This window comes from Peptoniphilus hominis (ex Hitch et al. 2025) (assembly GCF_040096015.1).
Classification (GTDB): Bacteria; Bacillota; Clostridia; order Tissierellales; family Peptoniphilaceae; genus Peptoniphilus_A; species Peptoniphilus_A hominis.
In genome coordinates this window covers 1-26,208 of sequence record NZ_JBBMFO010000029.1, presented here as the reverse complement: position 1 = coordinate 26,208, position 26,208 = coordinate 1, and the positions used below count along the sequence as shown (strand labels likewise).

The 26,208-nt window shown below is 33.9% G+C and carries 21 protein-coding genes, 1 tRNA gene and 2 pseudogenes; 22 read left to right on the top strand and 2 right to left on the bottom strand.

Features of this window, described 5'->3' with window-relative positions; translation table 11 throughout:
* The first annotated feature begins 280 nt into the window (after window positions 1-280).
* The 6 genes and pseudogenes from WMO19_RS08310 to WMO19_RS08290 form a co-directional block, all read left to right on the top strand.
* Window positions 281-571: a DUF3847 domain-containing protein gene (locus tag WMO19_RS08310; protein ID WP_349171325.1), complete on the top strand. Its 291-nt coding sequence runs from the start codon at window positions 281-283 to the stop codon at window positions 569-571.
* 488 nt (window positions 572-1,059) lie between these two features.
* Complete coding sequence (locus WMO19_RS08305; protein WP_349171323.1) at window positions 1,060-1,413, top strand: hypothetical protein; 354 nt, start codon at window positions 1,060-1,062, stop codon at window positions 1,411-1,413.
* Between the two features lies 1 nt (window position 1,414).
* Window positions 1,415-1,840 (top strand): MarR family winged helix-turn-helix transcriptional regulator, encoded by a 426-nt coding sequence (locus WMO19_RS08300; protein ID WP_002840511.1) that lies wholly within the window; start codon window positions 1,415-1,417, stop codon window positions 1,838-1,840.
* Between the two features lie 313 nt (window positions 1,841-2,153).
* Window positions 2,154-2,213, top strand: a pseudogene (locus WMO19_RS09910) (hypothetical protein); the annotation flags it as partial.
* Between the two features lie 113 nt (window positions 2,214-2,326).
* Window positions 2,327-2,656: a DUF3847 domain-containing protein gene (locus WMO19_RS08295; RefSeq protein ID WP_005398220.1), complete on the top strand. Its 330-nt coding sequence runs from the start codon at window positions 2,327-2,329 to the stop codon at window positions 2,654-2,656.
* 331 nt (window positions 2,657-2,987) lie between these two features.
* Window positions 2,988-3,134 (top strand): annotated as a pseudogene (locus tag WMO19_RS08290) (MobA/MobL family protein); the annotation flags it as partial.
* Between the two features lie 208 nt (window positions 3,135-3,342).
* On the opposite strand, the gene WMO19_RS08285 reads toward WMO19_RS08290, so the two are convergent.
* A complete protein-coding gene (locus WMO19_RS08285) occupies window positions 3,343-3,465 on the bottom strand; it encodes a hypothetical protein (RefSeq protein ID WP_349171322.1) in 123 nt (40 codons plus the stop codon).
* A 467-nt stretch (window positions 3,466-3,932) separates the two neighbouring features.
* Between WMO19_RS08285 and WMO19_RS08280 the strand changes: the two genes are divergently transcribed.
* The 14 genes from WMO19_RS08280 (at window position 3,933) to WMO19_RS08215 (ending at window position 18,341) form a co-directional block, all read left to right on the top strand.
* Window positions 3,933-5,117, top strand: coding sequence for a phosphoglycerate kinase (locus tag WMO19_RS08280; RefSeq protein ID WP_349171320.1), 1,185 nt, complete (start codon window positions 3,933-3,935; stop codon window positions 5,115-5,117).
* Entirely contained in the window at window positions 5,114-5,857 is a 744-nt protein-coding gene (gene tpiA, locus WMO19_RS08275; RefSeq protein ID WP_349171319.1) for a triose-phosphate isomerase, read from the top strand. The genes WMO19_RS08280 and tpiA overlap by 4 nt, the downstream gene beginning before the upstream one ends.
* Window positions 5,854-7,356 (top strand): 2,3-bisphosphoglycerate-independent phosphoglycerate mutase, encoded by a 1,503-nt coding sequence (gpmI, locus tag WMO19_RS08270; protein ID WP_349171317.1) that lies wholly within the window; start codon window positions 5,854-5,856, stop codon window positions 7,354-7,356. Before tpiA ends, gpmI begins: the two co-directional genes overlap by 4 nt.
* A gap of 28 nt (window positions 7,357-7,384) precedes the next feature.
* Window positions 7,385-8,671 (top strand): phosphopyruvate hydratase, encoded by a 1,287-nt coding sequence (gene eno, locus WMO19_RS08265; protein ID WP_349171315.1) that lies wholly within the window; start codon window positions 7,385-7,387, stop codon window positions 8,669-8,671.
* Entirely contained in the window at window positions 8,668-9,081 is a 414-nt protein-coding gene (locus WMO19_RS08260; RefSeq protein WP_349171313.1) for a SixA phosphatase family protein, read from the top strand. The genes eno and WMO19_RS08260 overlap by 4 nt, the downstream gene beginning before the upstream one ends.
* A gap of 136 nt (window positions 9,082-9,217) precedes the next feature.
* Window positions 9,218-9,865 carry a response regulator transcription factor gene (locus WMO19_RS08255; protein WP_349171311.1) on the top strand — a complete coding sequence of 216 codons (648 nt, stop codon included), beginning with the start codon at window positions 9,218-9,220 and terminating at the stop codon, window positions 9,863-9,865.
* A complete protein-coding gene (locus WMO19_RS08250) occupies window positions 9,865-10,728 on the top strand; it encodes a sensor histidine kinase (RefSeq protein WP_349171309.1) in 864 nt (287 codons plus the stop codon). The genes WMO19_RS08255 and WMO19_RS08250 overlap by 1 nt, the downstream gene beginning before the upstream one ends.
* A gap of 47 nt (window positions 10,729-10,775) precedes the next feature.
* Window positions 10,776-11,456 (top strand): ABC transporter ATP-binding protein, encoded by a 681-nt coding sequence (locus WMO19_RS08245; protein WP_349171307.1) that lies wholly within the window; start codon window positions 10,776-10,778, stop codon window positions 11,454-11,456.
* A complete protein-coding gene (locus tag WMO19_RS08240) occupies window positions 11,449-13,917 on the top strand; it encodes an ABC transporter permease (RefSeq protein WP_349171304.1) in 2,469 nt (822 codons plus the stop codon). Before WMO19_RS08245 ends, WMO19_RS08240 begins: the two co-directional genes overlap by 8 nt.
* A gap of 9 nt (window positions 13,918-13,926) precedes the next feature.
* Window positions 13,927-14,184: a hypothetical protein gene (locus WMO19_RS08235; RefSeq protein ID WP_349171302.1), complete on the top strand. Its 258-nt coding sequence runs from the start codon at window positions 13,927-13,929 to the stop codon at window positions 14,182-14,184.
* Between the two features lie 300 nt (window positions 14,185-14,484).
* A complete protein-coding gene (gene murJ / locus WMO19_RS08230; RefSeq protein WP_349171300.1) occupies window positions 14,485-15,984 on the top strand; it encodes a murein biosynthesis integral membrane protein MurJ in 1,500 nt (499 codons plus the stop codon).
* 71 nt (window positions 15,985-16,055) lie between these two features.
* Window positions 16,056-16,379 carry a DsrE family protein gene (locus WMO19_RS08225; protein ID WP_019124168.1) on the top strand — a complete coding sequence of 108 codons (324 nt, stop codon included), beginning with the start codon at window positions 16,056-16,058 and terminating at the stop codon, window positions 16,377-16,379.
* A 262-nt stretch (window positions 16,380-16,641) separates the two neighbouring features.
* Window positions 16,642-17,625: a macro domain-containing protein gene (locus WMO19_RS08220; RefSeq protein ID WP_349171298.1), complete on the top strand. Its 984-nt coding sequence runs from the start codon at window positions 16,642-16,644 to the stop codon at window positions 17,623-17,625.
* Between the two features lie 71 nt (window positions 17,626-17,696).
* The gene (locus tag WMO19_RS08215) at window positions 17,697-18,341 is read left to right on the top strand and encodes a vWA domain-containing protein (RefSeq protein WP_349171296.1); all 645 of its coding nucleotides are present in this window, start codon (window positions 17,697-17,699) and stop codon (window positions 18,339-18,341) included.
* 54 nt (window positions 18,342-18,395) lie between these two features.
* Here WMO19_RS08215 and WMO19_RS08210 read toward each other — a convergent pair.
* Window positions 18,396-18,471, bottom strand: a tRNA-Lys gene (locus WMO19_RS08210).
* A 221-nt stretch (window positions 18,472-18,692) separates the two neighbouring features.
* Between WMO19_RS08210 and rpoB the strand changes: the two genes are divergently transcribed.
* Window positions 18,693-22,433, top strand: a complete 3,741-nt coding sequence (gene rpoB, locus WMO19_RS08205) for a DNA-directed RNA polymerase subunit beta (RefSeq protein WP_349171294.1) — start codon at window positions 18,693-18,695, stop codon at window positions 22,431-22,433.
* A gap of 37 nt (window positions 22,434-22,470) precedes the next feature.
* The gene (rpoC, locus tag WMO19_RS08200) at window positions 22,471-26,061 is read left to right on the top strand and encodes a DNA-directed RNA polymerase subunit beta' (protein ID WP_349171292.1); all 3,591 of its coding nucleotides are present in this window, start codon (window positions 22,471-22,473) and stop codon (window positions 26,059-26,061) included.
* The last annotated feature ends 147 nt before the right edge of the window (window positions 26,062-26,208 follow it).

Here is a 26,208-nt window from a genome sequence, read left to right as displayed (position 1 = left end):
AATCACTGAAATGGGCTTTAAAATTGAGTGGGGCTCTAATAATATAAATAAAAATGGCAGAAGAATTTATCTACTAATAGCCTACATCTTTTATCTTTGTGAGAAAAATATGATAAAAAAGATAAACAAAAAGTTATAACATTCCAGATTGGGATTACATGGAAAGATATATAGAAAACGTAAAACTAAAATGTAATATAGAAATGTATAACATTTAGAAAAAAGACGATTAGAAAAGTAAAAACTAGTCGTCTTTTTTAATACAAGAAAGGAGTTTTATATGAAAAAATTAGAGCAAATAAGACAAGAGTCAAAAGAAATTAAAGATAAAATTGATGATACAGAAGAAAGATTAAGGCAACTAAAAAATCAAGAAAAGAAGATATTAAAACAAGACATAGAAAAAAGAAGAAAAGAAAGAACACATAGGCTCATAACAAGAGGAGCAATCTTAGAAAGCCTTATAGAAAATGCAGAAGAACTAACAGATGAAGAAATAAAAATCCTACTAGAAGAAGCAATAAAGACAAAAGAATTTAAAGAAACACTAAAACTAATGAGAGAAAATTAATAAAAATAAAGGGTGTTGTAAATAATCAAATCTCCCTTAGATTTTCTAAGGGCGCAATTATACAGCTATCAGAGATTGATGCATTGCGTTCTCCGAAGGCTCCTAATCGGAGGGCTGTGATTTGTGCGATCAATGAGCCAAACGGATATACTTGCATATTCACTCGCCGAATGCCCCAACAGCCGACAGAATGTCGGCTTCCGCAGTCATGGTCTGCTCCAAATCAAACACGGACGCTACGCTTCCCCTGCGCTGGCTGCCGCCAGCCACCCTTTGAAAGGAAAAATTTTTATAAACAGTATTTACTACGAAGTTTACCAATAAAATATTATTTTAAGAGATCTAAGCTTAAAAACAAATTAGTTGACGCATCAACTAATTTGTGATATACTTCAGTTATTCTTAAAAGTGAGGTAAGAGTAATGAAATATAAACGTTATATTTTCCCTATATTGATGGGGAGTACAATGAGTTGTATTATGTCTCAGATGAATACTGGAAAAATTGTTTTTCCGTCTATACTTGGAATGATGTTATTACAATCTATAGTTGCAAGTATAGCATCTTTGATTTTTCCGGCTGGACTTATAGGTGCAAAAGTAACAGAGAAACTATATACTGGAAAATCATATATTGTTTTTTTAGTTTTTTCATCAATAATTCCAGCGATATATTTTACTGCAATTATGTCTATAAGCGGATTGTTAAGAATGAAGGGATATGATGAGAATTTCTGGAAAATATATTTTTCCTCATTTCCTATTAATGTTGTATTTGGATATTTTTCTAGTATTTTTTGGAATGTGATATTGGACAAATTTTTAAGAAGAAAAGAGGCATAAAGTGAACAAAAGCATTGGAAAACTTATAACTTATTTATCAAGATGTATTCAGCAAGAATTAAAAAATGTAGTTGTTCCATTTGATATAAGTGTCGGAGAAGAGCCTTATTACATGGCACTTACAAAACAGGATGGATTGACTCAGGATGAATTAACAAAACTTGTGAAAGTAGATAAGGCTGCTACGACTCGAATGGTTAAATCATTAGAGCAAAAGGGATATATCACACGAGAAACAGACCCTAAAGATAAGAGAAACAAAAAAATATATCTTACAGAAAGGGGACGATTAAAATATGAACCTTTAAGTAGAGCATTAAAAGAATTTAATCAGAAGTTAACATCAGAATGGACAGATGAACAATATAAAATCGTTTATCAAAGTCTGGAAATGCTACAAAAAAAATTTGAGATTGATAATAAATAAGTTTTAATTTATTGCCCCTCTACACATCGGGTCAACTTGCCACGAACTTTCACAACTAAATACCCACCGCTAAAACAGCGGCACACCAAGCAGGAAATCTGAAAAAGGTCTCCTGGTATGGATACAATAAATAATAAGTAATCATAGGAGGATTTTAAATTAGCTAGACACTACGAAGAAGACTTCAAAAGGCAAATAGTAGAAATCTTTAATCAAGGTAACAACACATATAAAAAATTGGGAGAAGAATACGATATAGCACCGTCAATAATCAGAGTATGTTTATTGGAACAATAACCTAAGGGTTAATGGATCATTAGGTTACTTGACACCAGTTAAATATAGGCAATCAAGATTAACTAGTAGTCATTAGTTAATCTAAAATTAGTACGTTCGATTTTAGATTGTACAAATAGGTGTTGACAATCCACACTAAGCTGAAAAACGATTAGAAATAAAAATCTATTCGTTTTTTTATTTTAAGAAATGATACAAATGGCAATTAAAAGAATAAAGTTAAGTATTGAAGAACAGATCGAAAAGAAAGAAGAAAGCATTAAGCAATTAAAAAATCAAAAAATACAGCTGAAGAAAAAACTTAATGAGCAAGAAAGAAAAGCAAGAAACAAAAGACTTATAGAAAAAGGTGCAGTGTTTGAAAGTGTTTTTGAAGAAAGTATTAATTTAACAATAGATGAATTTTATAAGTTAATGAAAATGTTAAATGATGAAGAAATAAGATTAAACATAATGGAAATTTTAGAAGAAAGAGTAGATGATGATGTAGAAAAATCACCTAAAGATGAAATAACATAATTGTCCCTTGGTTACAAGGGCGCAATTATACACCCTAAAGGGTGATTGCGTGACTTTAGAGCCAAACCCTTGCAGGGAGCAACAATCATTCGCTTTTTAAAAGTCAAGGGTAAATAAACTCGCTAAGGCTCGCCCTTGACTTTTAAAATTTGAAATGAACAAAATAATTAAGCCGACTAACTGCCTGTACCCGTAAGGGTGAAACAACAAAATTAATTCAGTAGTCGGCTTTTTCTATTCTATCATTTCAAAACGCTCATTCACAAAGTGGATATAAAAATCTATTAAGCCTCCACCTAAAACAACAAAAAAAGAAAGGAAGTGATAAAAAATGGCAGATAGTTTTCATTTTTCAGTAAACATAATATCAAGAGGAAAAGGGAAAAGTGCAGTAGCAAGTGCATCATATATAAGTGGAGAAAAAATAAAAAATGAATGGGACGGTGTAACCCATGATTATACAAAAAAACAAGGAGTAAAGGAAATAGACCAACATATAAGGGCAAGAACCTTAATTGAAAAAATCAGTGGAAAGAAAAATTTAAGAGAAAAAGAATGGTTAGGAGAAATCAAAAACTTAGATGACAAAATCCCAGCAGGGGCAAAATTATATTAATAAAAATTTTATTTATAAAAGTAAAAGGAACTGAGAAAAATTTATCTCAGTTCCAATTTTTTTGCTTATTTTATTTTTTAAATTGTTTTAAGAGATTTAATATTTTAACTAGTAAAATAATTTTAATCACATGTAAAATGGTGTAGGGAATAAGGCCTGTTAGGATTGTCATAGTCGCTTCATATTTTTCCATAAAATCACATCTCCTTAAATAGCTCTTTTAATTTATTTAATATTAAAATTAAAAGGATAATCTCAATTATGTTAAAAAGATAATGAGGTTGAATTAGCGTAAGGAATTTTATTATTTGCATTTTCATAATTAAGCTCCTCCATTAAAAATCTAAGTAAAAATCTTTTTACAAATTTTTTTCGTCTCTATTTTTATATCTATGTAAGTTAAAGTACATTTTCATACCTTCTTATTAGCTTTAATTGTAAAAAATTAAAGGTTCTATACTTTTATCGATTTAATACATTATATCACGAAAAAAAAAAAAAAAAACAAAGTAAAGGAATAAAATAATTAATGGGAAATTTTTAATCATTTAAGCAAGAATAATTATTTATAAAGCCCTTCTAGTAACTTCAACTCTTTTCTTTTTATGGTATAATTTAAGTGTTAAATTTTAAGTACAAATCGAAAATAAGAGGTGTAATGTGAAAAAAACTATTAGAGATTTTGATTTTAATGATAAAACTGCGATTGTTAGAGTTGACTTTAATGTCCCCCTAAAGGATGGCAAGGTAACTGGCGATGATAGAATTGTTAAAGCTATTCCAACTATTGACTATTTAATTGAGAATGGAGCAAAAGTAGTCCTCATGAGTCACCTAGGAAGACCTAAGGGAGAATACAAGGAAGAGTTTTCTCTTGCTCCCGTTGCTAAAAGAGCTGCTGAACTTTTAAAGAAGGACCTTAAATTTATTCCATCAAAGGAAGTTGTTGACGAAAAAGTTATAGAAGAAGTTAAAAATCTTAAAAGTGGAGAAGTTGCTCTACTTGAAAATTTAAGATTTGTTAAGGGCGAAGAAAAAAACGACCCTGATTTTGCAAAAAAACTTGCATGCCTTGGAGATATTTTTGTAAATGATGCCTTTGGCACTGCCCACAGAGCTCACGCTTCAAATGTTGGTGTGACAGAATTTTTGCCTTCCTGTGCAGGTCTTTTAGTTGAAAAGGAAATTAAATATTTTGAAGATGCCCTTAAAAATCCAGAAAAACCCTTTGCTGCAATTCTTGGCGGCTCAAAGGTTTCTGACAAAATTGGCGTAATTGAAAATCTATTGGAAAAAGTTGACACTCTTGTAATTGTTGGAGCCATGGCAAATACTTTCTTAAAGTCCAAGGGTCTTGAAGTTGGTAAATCTCTTGTGGAAGATGACAAGCTAGACCTTGCAAGAGAAATTATGGCTAAGGCAATTGATAAAGATGTAGATTTAATCTTGCCAAGAGATGTAATTGTGGCTCCAGAGCTTTCTGAAAATGCAAAGGGAACTTTAAAAGATGTTGAAGATGTGGCAGAAGATGACATGATTCTTGACATAGGTCGTGAAAGCTTAGAAGATATAAAGGTAGCTCTTGAAAAGGCAAATACAGTAGTATTAAACGGTCCTTGTGGAGTTTTTGAAATCGAAGAATTTTCTCACGGAACTATTGAACTTGCAAAAATTTTGGCAGGTCTTGATGCCATAGTAATTGTAGGCGGCGGAGATTCTGTTGCTGCAGTTGAAAAGGCGGGCGTTGCTGATAAACTAACTCACATATCCACTGGTGGTGGTGCAAGTCTTGAAATGCTTGAAGGCAAAAAACTTCCTGGCATTGAGGCAGTTGAAGAAGCATGAGAAGAAAATATATTTGTGGAAACTGGAAGATGAACAAGACTTCCTCTGAAGCAAGAGATTTTGCAGAAAAAATAAATGAATTTAATTTTGAAAAGTCTGATGTCCTTCTTGCTCCAAGTTTTGTTTCTCTTGAAAGTTTTAGAAAAAATTTAAATAAAAAAATTGAAGTAAGTGCGCAAAACCTTTCTCAGTTTGAGGATGGTGCTTACACTGGCGAAGTTTCAACTGCCATGTTAAAGGACATTGGAGTAGAAAATGTCATCATTGGTCACTCTGAAAGGCGAGAAAAATTTTTTGAAAGCAACGAAATTGTAAATGCAAAGGTAAAAAAAGCTCTTGCAGATGATTTTCATGTAATACTTTGTCTTGGCGAAGCTCTTGAAGTTAAAGAAGAGAATAAAGAAGTAGATTTCGTAAAGGATGAACTTTTAAAGTCCCTTGATGGAATTAAAAATATTGAAAATATCACAATTGCCTATGAGCCAATCTGGGCAATTGGCACTGGCAAAACTTGCTCAGCTGAAGATGCGGAGAAGATGTGCAGAGAAATTCGCCAGATAATTAATAAAAATTACGGAGAAATTTCTGAAGAAATAAGAATTTTATATGGCGGCTCTGTCAAGCCTTCCAATGCCAGAGAAATTTTGTCCCAAAAAAATATTGACGGAGTTCTCGTTGGTGGAGCGAGCCTTGATCCAGAAGGTTTTATAGAAATTATAAAAGCTGGTGAAAGCCTATGAAGCCAACAATGTTAATAATCTTAGATGGCTTTGGCATAAGGGAAAGCCAAGTTGGCAATGCAGTTAAACTTGCCAAGACTCCAACTCTTGATGAGCTTTATAGAAGCTCACCTCACACACAAATTTTTGCCAGCGAAGAATATGTAGGTCTTCCTCATGGACAAATGGGGAACTCTGAAGTTGGCCACTTAAATATTGGAGCAGGCAGAGTAATTTATCAAAATCTTACAAAAATTACTGAAGCCATAAAGTCAGGCGAATTTTTCAAAAATCCTGAATTTAAAAGAGCCATTGACAATGCAAAAAAGAAGGATTCAAAAATTCATCTAATAGGACTTGTTTCCAAGGGCGGAGTTCACTCCCACTTTGACCACCTCTTGGCTCTTATAAAACTAATGGCAGATGAGGGCATGGAAAAAACTTACATCCACGCAATTACAGATGGTCGTGATGTTTCGCCTCACGCTGCACTTGAGGACATAAAAGAGCTGCAAGATGAAATCAAAAAAATCGGCAAGGGAAAAATTGCAACAATTTCTGGCAGGTATTATGCCATGGATCGTGACAACAGATGGGAAAGAAGTAAAAAATATTACGATAACTTGACAAGTGATGAGGATTTTGTAGATGAAGATATTTTAACTTATATAAAATCTTCCTACGACAAGGGCATCACTGATGAATTTTTGCTTCCAGCAAAATTTGTAAAAAATTCTGAAATAGAAGATGGGGACTCTCTTATAATTTTTAACTTTAGACCTGATAGGGTTAGACAAATAACAAGAGCTCTAGTTGATGATGACTTTAAGGGCTTTGAGAGAGAAAAAATTAATACCACTCTCATTACAATGACAGACTACGACAAAAATATAAAAAATAAATTTGTTGCCTTTAAGGACGAGATACCAAGGGACACTTTGGGAGAAATCCTAGAAAAAAATAAAATCAAGCAACTTAGAATTGCCGAGACAGAAAAGTATGCCCATGTAACATTTTTCTTTAATGGCGGACGGGAAAAGCCCTTTGAGGGAGAGGACAGAGTTCTCATTCCTTCACCAAAGGTAGCAACTTATGACCTAAAGCCAGAGATGTCTGCCAATGAAGTGACAGATGCTGTAATTGAAAAATTAAGGGAAGACAATTATGGCGCCATAATTTTAAATTTTGCAAACACAGACATGGTTGGTCACACTGGCGACTTGCAGGCAGCCATAAAAGCTGTGGAGACAGTTGATAGAAACCTAGGCAGAATTTTAAAAGTCCTAAAGGAAAAAGATGGCGTGGCAATAATTACTGCTGACCATGGAAATTGTGAATGCATGATTGATGATGAGGGCAAGCCTGTCACAAGTCACACTACAAACCCTGTGCCAGTTTTCCTTTTCAATAAGGATACAAAACTAAGAAGTGGCGGTGCACTTTGCGACTTATCGCCAACAATTTTAAAGATTATGGGAATTGAAAAGCCAGAACTTATGACGGGTAAAAGTTTATTTTAAATTTATAAATTATTAATTAGGAGGAATTATGAGTTTAATTGATTATGTTTATGCGAGAGAAGTCCTTGATTCAAGGGGAAATCCAACAGTTGAAGTAGAAGTTGGCACAGTAAATGGTGGCTTTGGCTCTGCCATTGTGCCAAGTGGTGCTTCAACTGGTGTTCACGAAGCTGTTGAACTTCGCGATGGAGAAGAAAGATATAATGGCAAGGGCGTTGAAAGGGCAGTAGCAAATGTAAATGAAAGAATTGCCGAAGAATTAATTTGCTTCGATGTATTTGATCAACTTGGCATTGATAAAATGTTAATAGAGCTTGATGGCACAGAAAACAAGGGAGAACTTGGCGCCAACGCAATTCTTGGAGTATCTATTGCAGTTGCAAGGGCTGCTGCTAATGAAGCTGGACTTCCGCTTTACCAATACCTTGGTGGAGTAAATGCAAAGACTATGCCAATCCCAATGATGAATATAATAAATGGTGGCGAACACGCTGACAACAATGTAGATATTCAAGAATTTATGATTATGCCAATTGGAGCAGAAACTTTTAAGGAAGCACTAAGAATGGGTGCAGAAGTTTATCACGCCCTTAAAAAAGTTTTAAAGGACAAGGGACTTTCCACTGGAGTTGGCGACGAAGGTGGCTTTGCACCAAATCTTGAATCAAATAAAAAAGCCTTCGACTGCATACTTGAAGCAGTAAAAGCAGCAGGTTATGAACCAGGTAAGGACATTGTCCTTGCTATTGATGCTGCAGCTTCAGAATTTTATGATGAGGACAAGAAAAAATATGTCCTTGCAGGTGAAGGTCGTGAACTTACATCAGAAGAACTTTCAAAATTCTACCAAGAACTTGTAAGTGAATATCCAATTTATTCAATTGAAGACGGACTAGCAGAAGACGATTGGGAAGGTTGGAAGCACTTGACAGAACTTATTGGTGACAAGGTTCAATTAGTTGGCGACGACTTTTTCGTAACAAATACAAAGAGACTCCAAGAAGGAATTGAAAAAAAATCTGCAAATTCAATTTTAATAAAATTAAATCAAATTGGAACAATTACAGAAACTCTTGATGCAATAGAACTTGCAAAGAGACACAATTACACAGCAATAATTTCTCACAGATCAGGAGAAAGTGAAGACTCAACAATTGCTGATTTAGCAGTTGCAACAAATGCAGGCTTTATAAAAACTGGTGCACCAGCAAGATCTGAGAGAGTTGCAAAGTATAACGAACTTCTTCGCATAGAAGATGAACTAGGTGATCTCGCAATTTATCCTGGCTTTGATGCCTTCTTCAATTTAAAATGAAAATCTATTTTATAAGACATGGCGAGGCAGAAATTTATGCAGATGACGACTTCAAGAGAAAGCTCACGACTTTAGGCAAGAAAAAATTAGAGGAAAGCTTTAAGGCCTTTGCAAAAAATTTAGAAGACAAAAGATCCTTTAAAATTTATTCCTCACCTCTTGAAAGGGCAAAGGAAACTGCAGAAATTTTGGCAAAACACCTGGACTCAACCTATGAAGTTAAGGACTACCTTGCCGGGGGAAGAATAAAAGATATCTTAAAAACTTTAGATAAAGACGACAACTACATCTTTGTCTCTCACGAGCCCTTTATATCAAACTGGATTTACCAGCTGACAGGCGACATGAAAATAATATCAAGGGGCAGCATAAATTTAGTTGAAATTGATCCAAAAGAATTTACAGAATAAAATTTTTAAAACACAAGCACTGGCAAAGGTCGGTGCTTTTTTGTTGGGAAGACTTAAAAGAAACCAAGATGATTAGGAATTCTTTTTAAAACTAAAGTGTGATAGAATTTGTTTACAAGATTGTGTTGGTGATTAAATGAAAAAGATAATTTTAATAGAAGACGATGAAATTTTATCAAGTGGCATTGAGTCTTACTTGTCAAAAAATGATTTTGAGGTAGAAACTTGTAAAAACTTTGAAGAAGCAAAGATAAAAATAAACAATTCTTTTGACTTGGCGATCTTGGACATAAATTTGCCCGATAATGATGGAATCGGTTTGTTGAATACTTTAAGAGAAAATAATGTTAGAGTAATAATAACTACAGTAAAAAATGATGAGAAATTTATCGTGAGAGCTCTTGACAATGGAGCAGATGATTATATTACTAAGCCTTTTAAACTAGCTATTTTAAGAGCCAGGATTGACAAGACTCTAAGGACTGCTCTTGTAAAAGATGATTTTATTAGCTTTAAAGATCTAAGCCTAAATAAAAATGAAGGATGTTTTTATTATAAAGATGAGAAACTTGATTTAACAGCGCTAGAATTTGAAGTTATGAATCTATTTATAAATAATCCCAATAGAATTTTTACTCGAGAATTTTTGCTTGAGAGATTTTGGGATAGAAGAGAAAAGTTTGTCAATGACAATACACTAACTGCCACTATAAAAAGAATTAGAGATAAAAGTGACAGAGACATTATTAAGACAATCCGTGGAATAGGTTATAGGATGGACTGATGATTTATTTATTTTACTTTGTGAGTTTATTTGCTCTATATTATTTTTTGAAAACAAGAGAGAAAAAGAGAATAAAAGAACTTGAGAATTTAATAGATAGGCTGGGAGAAAAAAATTATTCGATTCCTATGACTCAAGATGACTTTTCAATACTGGAAGACAAGATTTATAAGATTTTTATAGAACTTGTTGAAGCTAGAGAATTAGTAGAAAAAAACTCAAAAAAGCAAACACAAAACCTAGAGGATATTGCCCATCAAATAAAAACTCCAATTACCTCAATGGTTTTTGACTTGGAAACAATTGATAAAACTGAAGATAATAAAAAAGAGATTGAAGGGCTTGAGCTTCAACTTGAAAGGCTTAACTCTCTTGCTGATATTTTGTTAAAGCTATCTAGTCTTGATGCAAATATAGATAAGATGGAGAAGAGAGAAGTTTTGATTTCAGAAATACTTGACTATGTTTTGGATATTTTAAGAAAATCCATTGATGAGAAAAAGGTAAAAGTTATTTGTGACTACGAAGATTATGAGATAAAAGTCGATTACTATTGGATCTCTGAAGCCCTAATAAATATTATAAAGAATGCCTTGAGCCTTGATGGTCTTACAAAAATTAAAATTTCTACAAATAAAAATCCAATTTACACAGAGATAATAATTGAAGATGACGGCGGAGGTATTAAAGAAGAAAACCTCAAAAAAATATTTGAAAGATTTTACAAGAGTCCTGACTCTAAGGGCTTTGGCATAGGCCTTGCTATGGCAAAATCAATTATTGAGGCAAACAATGGAGATATATCTGTAAAAAATGGAAAAGATGGTGCGATTTTTAAAATTAAATTTTACAATGTCACTTAAAAGTCATTTTAACCCTTTATTATTGAGACAAATAGAGGGAGGTACATATGGAAATTGTTAGAACTGAAAATTTATCAAAAACTTATGGAAGTGGAGAAAATCTTGTAAGGGCAATTGATGATGTTAATTTAAAAATAGAAAAAGGAGAATTTATTGCAATTGTTGGACCAAGCGGATCAGGCAAGTCAACTCTTCTTCACTTGTTAGGTGGTGTGGACAATCCAAGTTCTGGAAAAATATTTATAGATGGTAATGACATCTCAAAATATACATCAAAAGAATTAGCGCTCTTTAGGAGGAGAAAAGTAGGTTTAATTTATCAATTTTATAATTTGATTCCCAATTTAACAGTTAGGCATAACATTGAGTTACCCCTAAAGCTTGATAAGAGAAAAATCAATGAGGATTTCTTTTTAGATATAGTTAGAAAACTAGGAATAGCGGACAAGTTGGATTCCTTCCCAAGTGAATTATCAGGTGGTCAACAACAAAGGGTTGCCATAGCAAGGAGTCTTATCTATTCTCCGTCACTTGTACTTGCTGATGAGCCAACAGGAAACTTAGACAGAGAAAATTCAAGAGAAATAATTGAAATTTTAAAATATTTTAATAGGACTTTAAAACAGACAATTATAGTAATCACCCATGACGAGTCCATAGCTTTAGAAGCAGAAAGAGTAATAACAATAGTGGATGGGAAAGTAGTGGGAGATGAGAAAAATGAATAAGAAAAATATCTCAATCTCACTTTCACTTTTTATAACTGCAATTTTCTTTACATTTTGTGTTTACTTTGGATATGTAAATAATAAGTTCGATTATGAATATTTTAGGAACAGATCAATTTATGATGCTAAAATTATGCCTGATACGGTTTCTGGTGACTCAAGTAAATTAAAAGAAATAAAAAACATTAAAGAAGTGGGAGAAGTTGCAGTAGAAAATGATTCTGCCAAGCTATCTCAAAATGTCTTAGTGATAAATTATACAGACCAAGCTTTTAACAAGATGTTAGAAGATAATATGTTAAAAGAGGGAAGTTTTGCTACAAAAGATAACGAAATTACCATACCAAAAAGTCTTGCAAAAAAAGAAAATTTAAAAATTGGCGATAAGATAAAAGTAGAATTTGGAAATAGATTGGTTGATGGAAAACAAATAAAAGCAGTTTCAAGTGTTACTAAGGATGAAGAATTTATAAGAAAAAATTGCAAAGAATATGTAATAAGTGGTCTAACAAGAAATCTTTACAATGAAAATATGAAGATTTTTTATGCTTCTACTGTCATACCAAAGGGTGCAAAAACTAATAGCTTTGTAAGATTTGATAATTTTAGAAAAGCCTATAGTAATAAAGAGAATTTAGAAAAAAATCTTGCATCTGCCTTGAATAAAGATAAAGTAGAACTAGAATTTAGCGAAATAATGAAAGATTACTATAATGTTGATGGAAGTCTTTTACAACAAAATAGGCAGGTGATTGTAGACTCTATTTTAATATTTGCTACAATCCTTATTTTTATATTTTTTGTAAAAAATATTTTTACAGTTTGGGGACTAAGAAAGATAAGAGAAATTTCAATGTACAAGTCCATTGGTTCAACAGATTATCAAATTTATAAATTGCTTTTAAAAGATGGATTAAAAATTTCACTTCTACCAATAGTTATGGGACATGTTTTCGGATATGGGGGAATCAACCTCCTCTATCTTGGTCTTCAAAGGATTGTAGAGGAAGAGGAAAAGTACAAGTATATAGAATTTTCGCCAAGCCTTTCACTTGTAGTTTTATTAATTTGCTTTTTTATAATTTTCATAGCAATATTTGCTCCAGCTAAAAAAATCGCAAGGATAAATATAATTGATGGTATAAAGGGTAACTTTAATGACAAAAGTATAAAACTAAAGAGAAATAAAGAAATTTGGAAGGAATTAAAGATAAATAATTTAAAAACTATTTCTTCTCAAAGATATATTTCTGCCATTGGAATGATAATTGTCTCAATTTTTTTGATAGTTCTCTCTATGGCAAAGTATAATAGGTTGAAGAATACTTACATTTATAATACGAATATTAATATACTAATCCATTCAAATGAAGCAGGAATTCCAAATGTCTTAAAAGATATAATGAATACTACAGAAAATGACAGAGCATTTCTTTCAACTGAAAAATATATTTCTCTTAGTAAGGAGCAAAATTATTCAGATGAGTTTAGATCTCTTAATTTAGATGAAAAAATGAGTAAATATTATGATAATGACGAAGATTTTTATCTCGACGGAATTATAACGGCTTTAGATGACCAAACTTTTGAAAAAATAGGTGGTAAAAAGGGAGAAGTTTTGCTATTAAATAGGGTCCAAGTTAATCCAAATGCACCTATTGATGGATCAGAGACAACAAAATATTTTAAAAATATAAATAGTTTAAACTACTCTATAACAGAAGAGGAAAATTATAATTATTCAATCAAAGTAGATAAATTAATTGATGACACTAAGGACTTTAGGCAGAGAAGGCTACCCTTCGATGTGTATTTATATGTTGACTTTGACACATATTTTAAACTTTTAGATGAATGGAATAAATATTATTTAAAAAACAATAATGACTTGAGAAGAAACACCTATGAACTCTCAATGCAAGTTGATGAAAATAAGTTAGACGATATAAAGAATGAAGTTAAAGAGAGATTAGATTCATCCATTGCTTACAATGAAACTTATAATTTAACTACAAGCAAAGATGTAGAAGCAAATCGCATGAAAGACGTAAAAACTTTTGGCCTTATGATAATTTCTATTGCAAGTATAATTTTTATTTTAAATGTAACTAATGGATATTCTTCTATTAATTTAAGTTTAATGGCAAGAAAAAAAGAAATTGGATCTTTAATTTCTTGTGGAATAGATGAGGAAGAGCTAAAATATAAATATACAAGAGACTTCATATTAGAAGAAATCAAATCTCTAGCAATAGTTTTAGCAGTAAGTTTTGCTGCTTTATTTATAATTGCAAAAATATCGCCAACAATGGATATGAAAATTTTATTATCATATTTTGAATATAAATATTTCCTTGCTTTTGCCATTTTGATTTATGGTATAAATATATTAATCTACAACTTATCTTTGAAAAATATTTTAAAGATCGATCCCATTGATTTGATAAGAGGATTTGATTAGGAGGTAGTCATGAAAAAAAGCCTTAGCAAGTATTTATTTGTCACAGGAGTTTTGATTTTTATAATTTCATATTTACTCCCAGTAGATTTTTTTGAAAATTTTACAAATTTAAGGCCGACAGGTCTTACCAGTTTATTTATCTGTAGGATTATTGGCATTATTGGTCTTGTCTTTGCAATTAAAGAAAAATCTATTCTATTTGGAATATTAAATTTTCTTTTAATTATAATATTTCCGCTGGTCATGTTTATTAACAGTTTAATATAATTTATTTTAAGTGATGTTAAGGATAATTAATTTTATTTTTAGCATCACTTTTTTATTTAATAAATTTTTACGGCTTCGACTATACAAGAAATAAATCAAAAATAGCAGAAGATTTCGAGTATAGTCGAAATGATATTGAAAAAAATTTTTATTTCCAGTATAATCGAAGCTAAAAATTTTATGAGTGCTATTCAAAAGAAGATAATCAAAAGAACTGAATCAATAAAACTTGTAAATAAAATTAAATAAATATATAATTACTTGGGGTCAAACCCGAGTTTTTTATTTAAAGGAGAAATGATGAAGACTTCATATATATTAATGGTGATTACAATTGTCTCAAAAATCTTTGGACTTTTGAGGGAAAAGGCCCTGGCATACTTTTTTGGTGTTGGCATGGTGGCAGATATTTTTCTAATTGCCTTCCAACTTCCAATGACCTTTACCAATGTCATTAGCGGCGCTGTTGCCAATGGCTACATACCCATGTATGACAAGATAAAGGAGAGAGAGGACAAGAAAAAAGCCGATGCTTTTACAGCAAATCTTTCCAATATTATTTTAATTGTCTTTGTGATTGTGACTATTCTTTCAATTAACTTTGCAAGACCTCTTGTAAAGTTAATGGCTGAAGGTTTTGAAGGCGAAAAGCTTGAGACGGCAATTTTTGTTTCAAGAGTTGCCATGCTCTCCATAGCTGTTACGGCTGTGAGCTCAATTTTTAAGGCCTATCTACAAATTCATGAAAAATTTATAACTTCAGTCCTCCATTCAATCTTAATGAATGTGATTTTAATTGGGGCCATGGCAATATCAAGAAATCTTGGCATAAATTATCTTGCAATAGGAATTTTACTTGCCTTTGTTTTGCAATATGGGATTTTTATTTTGCCAATTAAAAAACTTGGCTACAGACACAGACTAAAAGTTGACTTCAATGAAGACATGAAGGCAATGTTCGTCTCCATCCTTCCAATTTTAATTTCAACTTCAGCAATTGAAATTAACTTTATGATTTCTCGTTCCCTTGCATCGGGAGCCTACGCTGGCGGAATTTCTATTTTAAATTACGCCTACAAGCTTCAAAGTTTTGTAACAGGTATAGTTGTCACATCAATTATAACTGCTACTTATCCTAAGCTTGCCAACTTTGGTTCAAAAAAGGACTATGTAAACTTAAAGTCTGCACTTTCAGAAGGTCTTTCAAATATGCTACTACTTGTTGTGCCTGCAGCCTTTGGTCTATACATTTTTTCCTTTCCAATTGTAAATCTTTTATTTGTGGGGGGAGAATTTTCTGTTGATGACGCAAGGATCACTGCCACAGTTTTATCCTTCTTTGCCTTTGGTGTAATTGGTATTGGAGTCCGTGAAATTATTTCAAGAGTTTTTTATTCCCTTGGCGACAACAAAACTCCTGTCATAAATTCTGTTTTAATAGTAGGAATTAATGTCGTCCTTGCCCTTTTACTTTCAAAACTAATGGGGATAAGGGGAATTGCCCTTGCAACTTCAATTTCTTTTTTAGTTGGAGCCCTTGCCCTTTACCTTTCATCAATTAAATTAATTGGAAATGTATTTAACAAGAAACTTTTTACAAATGTCATAAAAATAACTGTGGCATCAGCTGTTATGGCACTTGGCTCAAAATTTTTCTACAATATTTTAATAAAAAGCTTTGGAATAAATTTATCTCTTCTTATTTCTATAATTATTGCAGGCTTAATTTACCTTGTTTTATTAATCGCATTTAGGGTTGACGAGATAAGAGAGCTTTTGAAATTAATATTTAAGAAATAGCTAAAATAGGAATTTGCCTTTTATTTTCCTCTTTAATAGTGTAAAATATTAGTTAATAAGGAGTGATATATATGAAGGTAATTTTTCATGTAGTTGAAGCGGACAAATGGGAAGCTGTATTATCTAATGTTAGAGATTTACTAGACAATTTTGATGATATACAAGTTGAAATAATTGCAATGGCAAAAGCTGCATCACTTTTCAACAGATATTCTGGAGTTGATTTCCATGGTGTACTTGGCAATCCAAAAGTAAACATAACTATTGGAAAGAAAGCCTTGGAAGAAAATCGCCTTTCAAAGGAATTAATACCTGCTGAAATCAAAGTAGAAGATTTGGTTATTACAAAAATAGTAAGGCTCCAAAACGAAGGTTACGCTTATATAAGACTTTAAAAAAAGATTCTGCCCAAAGGCTTATTAATTAGGGATTTTAGAAAACTGATTTAGGGAGTCTTTAAATGAAAAAAAGCCTATGAGTTTAAATTCATAGGCTTTTTTATTTGGGACTATTGTTGATATTGGGAATATTTTTAAGTGATAGATAGGTGCAGCTTGGTCTAATTGTGAATGCCAAGAGGGAGCTTAAATGTCTTCTATATTGTCTAGGCACATCAAAAATTCACACACTTTTATAAAATATAGAAAGGAGTTACTAATGCCATTTGAAATAGTGAGAAACAGCATAGTAAACATGAAAGTGGATGCAATTGTAAATACGGCAAACCCTAAGCCAATAGTAGGTGGTGGAGTAGATAGTGAGATCCACAAGGGTGCAGGGTCGGAGCTTCTCATTGCAAGAAAGAAGATCGGCGATATACCCTTTGGCAAAGCCTTTATTACGCCTGCATATAATTTAAAGGCAAAATATGTAATCCACACTTCAACTCCAACTTGGGAAGGTGGATATAAGGGAGAAGGAGAAATACTTTCAGCCTGCATTAAAAACTCTTTAAATTTGGCAAAAGAAAAGGGCTGCGACTCCTTAGCCATGCCTTTGATCGGAACAGGAACCTGTGGATATCCAAATGACTTGGCGCTTCAAAGTGTCATTAAAGAAGTGAGCGAATTTTTATTAAAAAACGAAATGCACATCTACCTTGCAGTCTTTTCAAAGGACGCCTTTTCATTGTCAAAAAAACTCTTTCAGTCGGTAAAAGAATATATTTCAGAAAATTACGTGGAAGAAAAAATAAATGAAGAATACATAGGCTCCTTTTATAGAAAATATAATTTTGAGGCTGACAAGATGGCATCTCTTATACAAAACAGTGAAAGTATAGAGGACATTTTAAAAAATTTGGATGAAGGATTCTCTAAGACCTTATTAAGACTCATAGACAAGTCCGGCAAGACGGACCCTGAAATTTATAAAAAGGCAAATATTGACAGAAAGCTTTTTTCCAAAATCAAAAACAATCCCGACTATCGCCCCTCAAAGAACACAGCAATAGCTTTTGCCTTGGCATTGGAACTGAATAAGGATGAGATGGAAGATTTAATAGGAAAAGCAGGCTATGCCCTCACAAGAAGCAGCAAGTTTGACGTAATAATTGAGTATTTTATCGAAAGAAAAAATTATAACATCTTTGAAATAAACGAAGCCTTGTTTGCCTTTGACCAAGCTTTAATTGGAGGATAAATGTCGCCTTGGAAGTGACCTAAATGTCTTCTTGTTTTTTTACAATATAGTAAAAGAAAGAGGGGATAAAAATGATAGAACTTGTATTTATATTAGATAAGAGTGGCTCAATGGAAGGCTTGGAAAAGGACACAATAGGTGGATTTAACTCCATGATCGAAAGGCAAAAAAAAGAAGCGGGAGAAGCCTATGTCTCCACAATATTATTTAACGAAGAAAGTAAAGTGATACACGACAGAGTGTCCATAAAAGACGTAGCAAAGCTGACAGAGGAAGAATACTATGTAGAAGGCTGCACCGCACTACTTGATGCATTGGGAGTAGCCATAAAACACATTGGAAACATTCATAAGTATGCTCGCAAAGAAGATGTGCCAGATAAGACATTATTTGTAATCACCACAGACGGTATGGAAAATGCCAGCAGAATGTACGGTTACAGAGAAGTAAAAAGACTAATCACCAAGCAAAGAGAGAAGTATGGCTGGGAATTTATCTTCTTAGGTGCAAACATAGACGCAGAAGGAGAAGGAGAAAAATTTGGAATAAGAAGAGAAATGGCGGTTAACTATCACAGCGATGAAAAAGGCACAGAACTAAATTACAGAGTCATAGGCGATGCCATAAGCTATGTAAGAAGAAACAAAGGAAGAGTCGACGAACACTGGAAGGACGAAATTACTGAAGACTACGAAAATAGAAGAGGCAAAAGATAAAAATAATTAAAGACCTGCTTTGTTTTTGGGGAACTTGTTAAAGGGGATAGACGATGGTGACCCATGCGCGATTCGAACGCGCGACACCTTGATTAAAAGTCAGGTGCTCTGCCGACTGAGCTAATGGTTCAGAAAATAAATTTTCAATAAAAAAATGAAGATATTAAAAATTCCTGTGATACAATACTTAAAATCCTAAAATAAAAGACCCTAAGGGCAGGATTTTTTTGTTTTAATGCTTGCAAGTTGCTATAAAAAATGATAAAATACCTATTTGCATAATAATAATTAGAGTGGTGATTTGTACTCTAATTTGATACACTCATTTGAAAGGCTAGGGTGAGAAAATTAATGGTACATCCTGTTAAATATGGGAAACGTGAGAGAATGAGTTTTTCTCGTGTAGACGAAGTTATGTCACTACCAAATCTCCTTGACGTGCAGACTTCTTCATACAAATGGTTAATTGAAGAAGGGTTAAAGGAAGTATTTGATGATGTATCTCCTATCGAGGATTACTCAGGTAATTTAATTTTGGAATTTGTCGATTATCATTTATCTGATGAGATAAAATATGATATTGACGAATCTAAACAAAGAGACACTAATTACTCTGCGCCATTAAAGGCAAAGGTAAGACTTATCAACAGTGAAACGGGAGAAGTAAAGGAACAAGAAGTCTTTATGGGCGACCTTCCTCTTATGACACCTACTGGAACTTTTGTAATTAACGGAGCAGAGAGAGTAGTAGTTTCACAACTTGTAAGAAGTCCAGGAGCATACTACAAAGAAGAAAGAGACAAGACAGGCAAAAAAATCTATTCGGCAACACTTATTCCAAATAGAGGAGCTTGGCTTGAATTCGAAACTGATGCTCAAGGCGTAATTAATGTAAGAATCGACAGAACTAGAAAAATCCCAATAACTATTTTATTAAGAGCATTGGGAGTTGAATCTAACCAAGAAATAATTGATGTTCTTGGCGAAAGTGAAGCACTTTTAAAGACACTAGAAAAAGATACTACTACTAGTAAGAATGAAGCTTTACTTGAAATTTATAAAAAGTTAAGACCAGGTGAACCACCTACAATTGATTCAGCACAGTCACTTTTTGAAAATATGTTTTTTGACGACAGAAGATATGATCTTGCCAAGGTTGGAAGATATAAATTCAACAAAAAGTTGGGCATCAGCGCAAGAATAGAAAACAATATTCCTGCAGAAGACATAATCGACCCAATGACTGGTGAAATCTTAGCTGAAGAAGGAGAACTTCTCACTAGGGCTAAGGCTGAAAAAATTGAAGCAGCTGGTGTAAACCAAGTTCTTATAAAGACTGACGAAAACTTTGAACACGCAACAGATAAGACAATAGTAATAGGAAACAACTTTACTTTTGTTGATGCTTATGAACTTGACTTCGACATGGAAGAACTTGGCTTTAAAGAAAAAGTTTATAGACCACTATTTGACCAGCTTTACGAAGAATACTCTGAAGATACAGAAAAATTCAAAGATGAACTTGTAAAAGCTCACAAGGAACTTTCTCCAAAACATATTTTAATCGACGATATTATCGCAGGAATTAATTATGAATTTGGACTTATGAATAATATTGGCTCAGTTGACGACATCGACCACCTTGGAAACAGAAGAATTAGGTCCGTTGGGGAACTTCTTCAAAACCAATTTAGAATTGGTATTTCAAGAATGGAAAGAGTTATTCGTGAAAGAATGACAGTACAAGATGTTGACGCAACTACACCACAATCACTAATAAATATTAGACCTGTGACAGCTGCCATAAAAGAATTTTTTGGCTCTTCACAACTTTCACAATTTATGGACCAAAACAATCCTCTATCAGAATTAACACACAAGAGAAGGTTATCTGCACTTGGACCTGGTGGGTTAAGCAGAGATAGAGCTGGATTTGAAGTGCGTGACGTCCATAACTCACACTATGGAAGAATGTGTCCTATTGAGACACCAGAAGGTCCAAACATTGGACTTATAACATCACTTACAACTTACGCAAGAATTAACGATTATGGTTTCATCGAAACACCTTATAGAAAAGTTGTTGACGGAGTTGTAACTGACCAAATTGATTATCTAACAGCCGATGTAGAGTACGAACAAATCATAGCTCAAGCTGACGAAAGGCTTGATGAAAATAATAAATTTGTTGAAGATAGAATTGCAGCCAGAGGTCATGGTGGTAATGCCGATATATTTGACATCAAAGATGTAAATTACATGGACGTTTCACCTCAACAAATAGTTGCAGTTGGTACTTCAATGATTCCTTTCTTGGAAAACGACGACGCCAACAGAGCCCTAATGGGTGCTAACATGCAGCGTCAAGCAGTACCTCTATTAAAAACTGAAGCTCCTGTTGTTGGAACTGGCATTGAATATAGAGCTGCTAAGGACTCAGGCGTTGTAGTAGTTGCTAAAAACAAGGGTAGAGTTAAAAAAGTTGATGCCGTTCACATTGAAATCGAAAGAGAATTTGACAAGGGCATTGACACTTATAAATTACACAAATTCATGGGCGGAAACCAAGGTACTACAATTAACCAAAGACCAATTGTTAATGCTGGCGATTCTGTAGAAGCTGGCGAAATCATTGCCGATGGACCAAGTACAGACCAAGGTGAAATGGCTCTTGGTAAAAATATCCTAATAGCTTTTATGAACTGGGAAGGATACAACTACGAAGATGCCATGCTTGTAAGTCAAGAACTTGTAATTGACGATGTACTAACTTCACTTCACATTGAAGAATATGAATCTGAAGCAAGAGATACAAAACTTGGACCTGAAGAAATCACTAGAGATATTCCTAATGTTGGCGAAGATATGTTAAAAGACCTTGACGAAAGAGGAATCATAAGAATTGGTGCAGAAGTTAAGCCAGGAGACATCCTTGTTGGCAAGGTAACTCCAAAGGGAGAGACTGAACTTTCTGCAGAAGAAAGACTTCTTCGTTCAATCTTTGGTGAAAAGGCAAGAGAAGTAAGAGATACTTCCCTTAGACTTCCTCATGGTGAACAAGGAATTGTTGTAGATGTAAAGACTTTTAATAGATCAGATGGCGACGAACTTCAACCAGGCGTAAATGAAATGGTGAGAGTTTTTGTAGCTACTAAGAGAAAGATTCAAGTTGGAGATAAGATGTGTGGTCGTCACGGCAACAAGGGGGTTATTTCTAGGGTAATGCCTAAGGAAGATATGCCTTACATGCCAGATGGTACACCTATCCAAATTGTTCTTAACCCACTAGGGGTTCCTTCTCGTATGAACCTTGGACAAGTTCTTGAAGTTCACTTAGGACTTGCTGCCAAAAAACTAGGATGGCACGTTGCCACTCCAGTATTTGATGGTGCCAATGAAAATGACATTTTCGATACACTTGAAGAAGCTGGATACTCTAGAGATGGAAAGATTCAACTAAGAGATGGTAGAACTGGAGAAGAATTTGACCACCCTGTAACTGTTGGTTACATGTATATGTTAAAACTTCACCATTTAGTTGATGAAAAGATCCACGCTCGTTCTACTGGACCTTACTCACTTGTTACACAACAACCTCTTGGAGGTAAGGCACAATTTGGTGGACAAAGATTTGGAGAAATGGAAGTTTGGGCTCTAGAAGCTTATGGTGCCAGCCATACTCTTCAAGAAATGCTTACAGTTAAGTCTGACGACATTGTTGGTCGTGTTAAGACTTACGAAGCAATTGTTAAGGGCGAAAATATTCCACAACCAGGAGTTCCTGAATCCTTTAAAGTTTTAATAAAGGAATTACAAGCACTTGCTCTTGAAATTCAAGTACTTGATGAAAATGGAAATGAAGTTGACCTTGAAGTTGATGAAGATGAACTAATAAAGATCGACAACATTGACGACAAAAATACTGAAACAGATGACGAAATAAAGGAACTTATTGAACACACAGGAACTGCAAATATTGGCATCAGAACAATTTCCAATGACGAAGTTGAGTCTTTTGAAAACAGTCACTTCTTCGAAGATGAAGAAGACGAAGAAGACGATTTTGATGAATCCGATGAAGCTGAAGATTAATTAGTTATTTTAATTAATAGGAAAGGAGAAGTGCTCCTTGAGCGAACATGAATTATTCCATTCAATAAAAATTGGACTTGCTTCACCAGAAAAGATCAGATCATGGTCCTATGGCGAAGTAAAAAAACCAGAAACAATAAATTACAGGACATTAAAACCTGAAAAGGAAGGTCTATTTTGTGAAAAAATATTTGGACCTACTAAGGATTGGGAATGTTCCTGTGGAAAATATAAAAGAGTAAGATACAAGGGAGTAGTCTGCGAAAAATGTGGCGTTGAAGTCACAAAGGCTAAGGTTCGTCGTGAAAGAATGGGTCATATTGAACTTGCTGCTCCAGTATCACATATTTGGTACTTTAAGGGCATACCTTCAAGAATGGGTCTTGTGCTAGACATGAGCCCTAGAGCTCTTGAAAAAGTTCTTTACTTTGCATCTTATGTTGTAACTTATGTTGAACCAGGCGAAACAACTCTTTATGAAAAGCAACTTCTTTCAGAAATTGAATATAGAGAGTTCAAAATAGAATATGGCGACAAGTTTACTGCTAAGATGGGTGCAGAAGCCATTAGAGACCTTCTTGTAAAAGTTGACCTACAAAAGGAAAATGACGAACTACAAGAAGAACTTCAAGATGCAACTGGACAAAAGAAAATTAGAATCACAAGAAGACTTGAAGTAATAGATGCCTTCATCCAATCAGAAAACAAACCTGAATGGATGATACTTGATGCAATCCCAGTAATTCCACCAGATTTAAGACCAATGGTACAACTTGACGGTGGCAGATTTGCAACAAGTGACTTAAATGATTTATATAGAAGAATTGTAAATAGAAATAACAGACTTAAAAAGTTAATGGACATCAACGCTCCAGACATTATCGTTAGAAATGAAAAGAGAATGTTACAAGAATCTGTTGATGCTCTTATAGACAACGGAAGACGAGGAAGACCTGTAACTGGTCCTGGCAACAGACCACTTAAATCTTTATCAGAAATGTTAAAGGGTAAACAAGGTCGTTTCCGTCAAAACTTACTTGGCAAGAGAGTTGACTACTCTGGTCGTTCTGTAATCGTAGTTGGACCAGATCTTAAATTCTACCAATGTGGTCTTCCAAAGAACATGGCTCTTGAACTTTTCAAGCCTTTCGTAATGAGAGAACTTGTAAAGAGAGAACTAACTTACAACATTAAGTCTGCAAAGAGAATGGTTGAAAGAGGAAAAGACGAAGTTTGGGATGTACTTGAAGATGTTATTAAGGATCATCCAGTGCTTCTTAACCGTGCACCGACACTTCACAGACTTGGTATTCAAGCCTTTGAACCAGTCCTAGTAGAAGGAAAAGCTATTAAGCTTCACCCACTTTCTTGTACAGCCTATAATGCCGACTTTGACGGTGACCAAATGGCTGTCCATTTGCCACTATCAACAGAAGCACAAGCTGAAGCAAGACTACTAATGCTTTCAACAAATAATATCTTGGCACTAAAGGATGGTAAGCCAATTACTACGCCTACTCAAGATATGGTACTTGGTTCCTACTATCTAACTCTTGATAGAAAAGATAAATTAAAGGGCGATGGCTCAATTTACAGAAATTTTGATGAAATGTTCCACGCTTATGAATCAGGCTTCTTGCACCTACAATCTCATGTATCTGTTAGAAGATATGCTGATGAAAATGACAAGAGAGGTAAAATTGTCCCATCAACTGTTGGTAGATTTATTGTAAATGAATTTATCCCACAAGACCTAGGTTTTGTAAATAGAGATGAAGACAAATATTCTCTTGAAATCGACCAAGTTGTAGACAAGAAACTTCTTGGAAAAATAATTGAAAAAACTTACAAAAAACATGGAAATATAAAAACTGCAGAGCTACTTGACAACATCAAGGCTACAGGTTATCACTACTCAACTATTGGAGCTGTATCAATTTCAATGGGTGACGTACAAATTCCTGACACAAAGCCAGAACTTTTAGCTAATGCAGAAAAAGAAGTTGCTAAATACGAAAAAGCCTTTAGAAGAGGTCTTATTTCTGATGAAGAAAGATATGAAAAGGTAATTGAAATTTGGAACAAGGCAACTGATGACTTGACTGACGATGTAATGGACGGCTTTGATGCTTTAAATAACATCTACATCATGGCAGATTCAGGAGCCAGAGGTTCAAAGAACCAAATCAGACAACTTGCAGGTATGCGTGGACTTATGGCATCACCTTCAGGTAGAACAATTGAAGTTCCAATCACTTCAAACTTTAGAGAAGGTCTTTCTGTACTTGAATTCTATATGTCAGCCCATGGTTCCAGAAAGGGACTTGCCGATACAGCACTAAGAACTGCCGACTCTGGATATTTGACAAGAAGACTTGTAGATGTTTCACAACAAGTAATTGTATCTGAAGAAGATTGTGAAACTGATGAATATTTAGTGGCAAGAGCCTTTAAAGATGGCAAGGAATTAATTGAGTCCCTTGCTGACAGAATCGAAGGAAGATATTCTTTCGAAGATATAATAAATCCAGAAAGCGGAGAAGTTATTGTTAAGGCAAATGAAGTTATCTCTGATGATGACGCAGTTTTAATTGAATCTCTTGGCATAGAAGAAGTTAAGGTAAGATCAGTTCTTGGATGTAAGGCTAAACATGGAGTATGTGCCCACTGCTACGGCAGAAACCTAGCAACAGGTTCTCACATTGGCATTGGAGAAGCAGTTGGTGTAATTGCTGCTCAATCTATTGGTGAACCAGGTACACAACTTACAATGAGAACTTTCCACACTGGTGGTGTAGCTGCAGCAGCAGATATCACTCAAGGTCTTCCAAGAGTTGAAGAACTTTTCGAAGCAAGAAAGCCAAAGGGACTTGCAGTAATTGCAGAAAGAGGCGGTCTTGTTGACATTAAAGAAACAAACAAGAAGAGAGAAGTTCTTATAACTGCAGAAGATGGAACAGTTGACTCTTACAACATCGTCTATGGCTCAAGACTTAAAGTTAAACAAGGCGATGAAGTTGAAGCAGGGGACGAACTTACACAAGGTTCTGTATATCCACAAGATTTACTTCGTGTTAAGGGCGAAAAGGGTGTACAAGAATACATTGTTAAGGAAGTTCAAAGAGTTTACAGACTTCAAGGTGTAGACATTAACGACAAGCACATTGAAATCATAGTTAGACAAATGCTATCAAAGTGCAAAATCGAAGATGCAGGAGACACAGACTTACTTCCAGGCTCACTTGTAAATGTAGTTGACTATAAAGAAGCAAACAAGAAAGCAAAGGAAGAAGGCAAGGAGCCAGCAACAGCAAAGGTAAATCTTCTTGGAATTACAAAGGCATCACTTGCAACAGATTCCTTCCTATCAGCAGCATCCTTCCAAGAAACAACAAGAGTTCTTACAGATGCAGCAATAAAGGGCAAGGAAGATATGCTTGAAGGCTTAAAGGAAAATATTATAATCGGACAACTTATACCGGCAGGTACAGGCGCTCGTATAAATTCCAAGGTACAAATTGGAATCGACGAAAGCCTAAAGGAAGATTACAATATCCTTGAAGACTCTGAAGTAATAACACAAGAAGATGTAAAAGTTGAACTTGAACCTGTAGCAGAAGAAGAATAAAAAATATAAAAATAAATTTTAAGTAGGTTGATTAGTCAGCCTACTTTTTTTATGCAAAGAGGATAAAAGGGGCTCTATGTCAAATATTGGGGAGACTCGTTAACTCGAGTCTCTCTTTTCATTTAAAAATCAATACTTAGACGCTAA

Coding starts and splice junctions, on each gene's coding strand:
- WMO19_RS08295 (WP_005398220.1), top strand. CDS start 2,327: ATGATACAAATGGCAATTAAAAGAATAAAGTTAAGTATTGAAGAACAG.
- gpmI (WP_349171317.1), top strand. CDS start 5,854: ATGAAGCCAACAATGTTAATAATCTTAGATGGCTTTGGCATAAGGGAA.
- WMO19_RS08250 (WP_349171309.1), top strand. CDS start 9,865: ATGATTTATTTATTTTACTTTGTGAGTTTATTTGCTCTATATTATTTT.
- WMO19_RS08225 (WP_019124168.1), top strand. CDS start 16,056: ATGAAGGTAATTTTTCATGTAGTTGAAGCGGACAAATGGGAAGCTGTA.
- WMO19_RS08240 (WP_349171304.1), top strand. CDS start 11,449: ATGAATAAGAAAAATATCTCAATCTCACTTTCACTTTTTATAACTGCA.
- WMO19_RS08245 (WP_349171307.1), top strand. CDS start 10,776: ATGGAAATTGTTAGAACTGAAAATTTATCAAAAACTTATGGAAGTGGA.
- WMO19_RS08235 (WP_349171302.1), top strand. CDS start 13,927: ATGAAAAAAAGCCTTAGCAAGTATTTATTTGTCACAGGAGTTTTGATT.
- WMO19_RS08255 (WP_349171311.1), top strand. CDS start 9,218: ATGAAAAAGATAATTTTAATAGAAGACGATGAAATTTTATCAAGTGGC.
- WMO19_RS08310 (WP_349171325.1), top strand. CDS start 281: ATGAAAAAATTAGAGCAAATAAGACAAGAGTCAAAAGAAATTAAAGAT.
- WMO19_RS08220 (WP_349171298.1), top strand. CDS start 16,642: ATGCCATTTGAAATAGTGAGAAACAGCATAGTAAACATGAAAGTGGAT.
- rpoB (WP_349171294.1), top strand. CDS start 18,693: ATGGTACATCCTGTTAAATATGGGAAACGTGAGAGAATGAGTTTTTCT.
- WMO19_RS08260 (WP_349171313.1), top strand. CDS start 8,668: ATGAAAATCTATTTTATAAGACATGGCGAGGCAGAAATTTATGCAGAT.
- WMO19_RS08305 (WP_349171323.1), top strand. CDS start 1,060: ATGAATACTGGAAAAATTGTTTTTCCGTCTATACTTGGAATGATGTTA.
- murJ (WP_349171300.1), top strand. CDS start 14,485: ATGAAGACTTCATATATATTAATGGTGATTACAATTGTCTCAAAAATC.
- WMO19_RS08285 (WP_349171322.1), bottom strand. CDS start 3,465: ATGGAAAAATATGAAGCGACTATGACAATCCTAACAGGCCTTATTCCC.
- WMO19_RS08215 (WP_349171296.1), top strand. CDS start 17,697: ATGATAGAACTTGTATTTATATTAGATAAGAGTGGCTCAATGGAAGGC.
- eno (WP_349171315.1), top strand. CDS start 7,385: ATGAGTTTAATTGATTATGTTTATGCGAGAGAAGTCCTTGATTCAAGG.
- tpiA (WP_349171319.1), top strand. CDS start 5,114: ATGAGAAGAAAATATATTTGTGGAAACTGGAAGATGAACAAGACTTCC.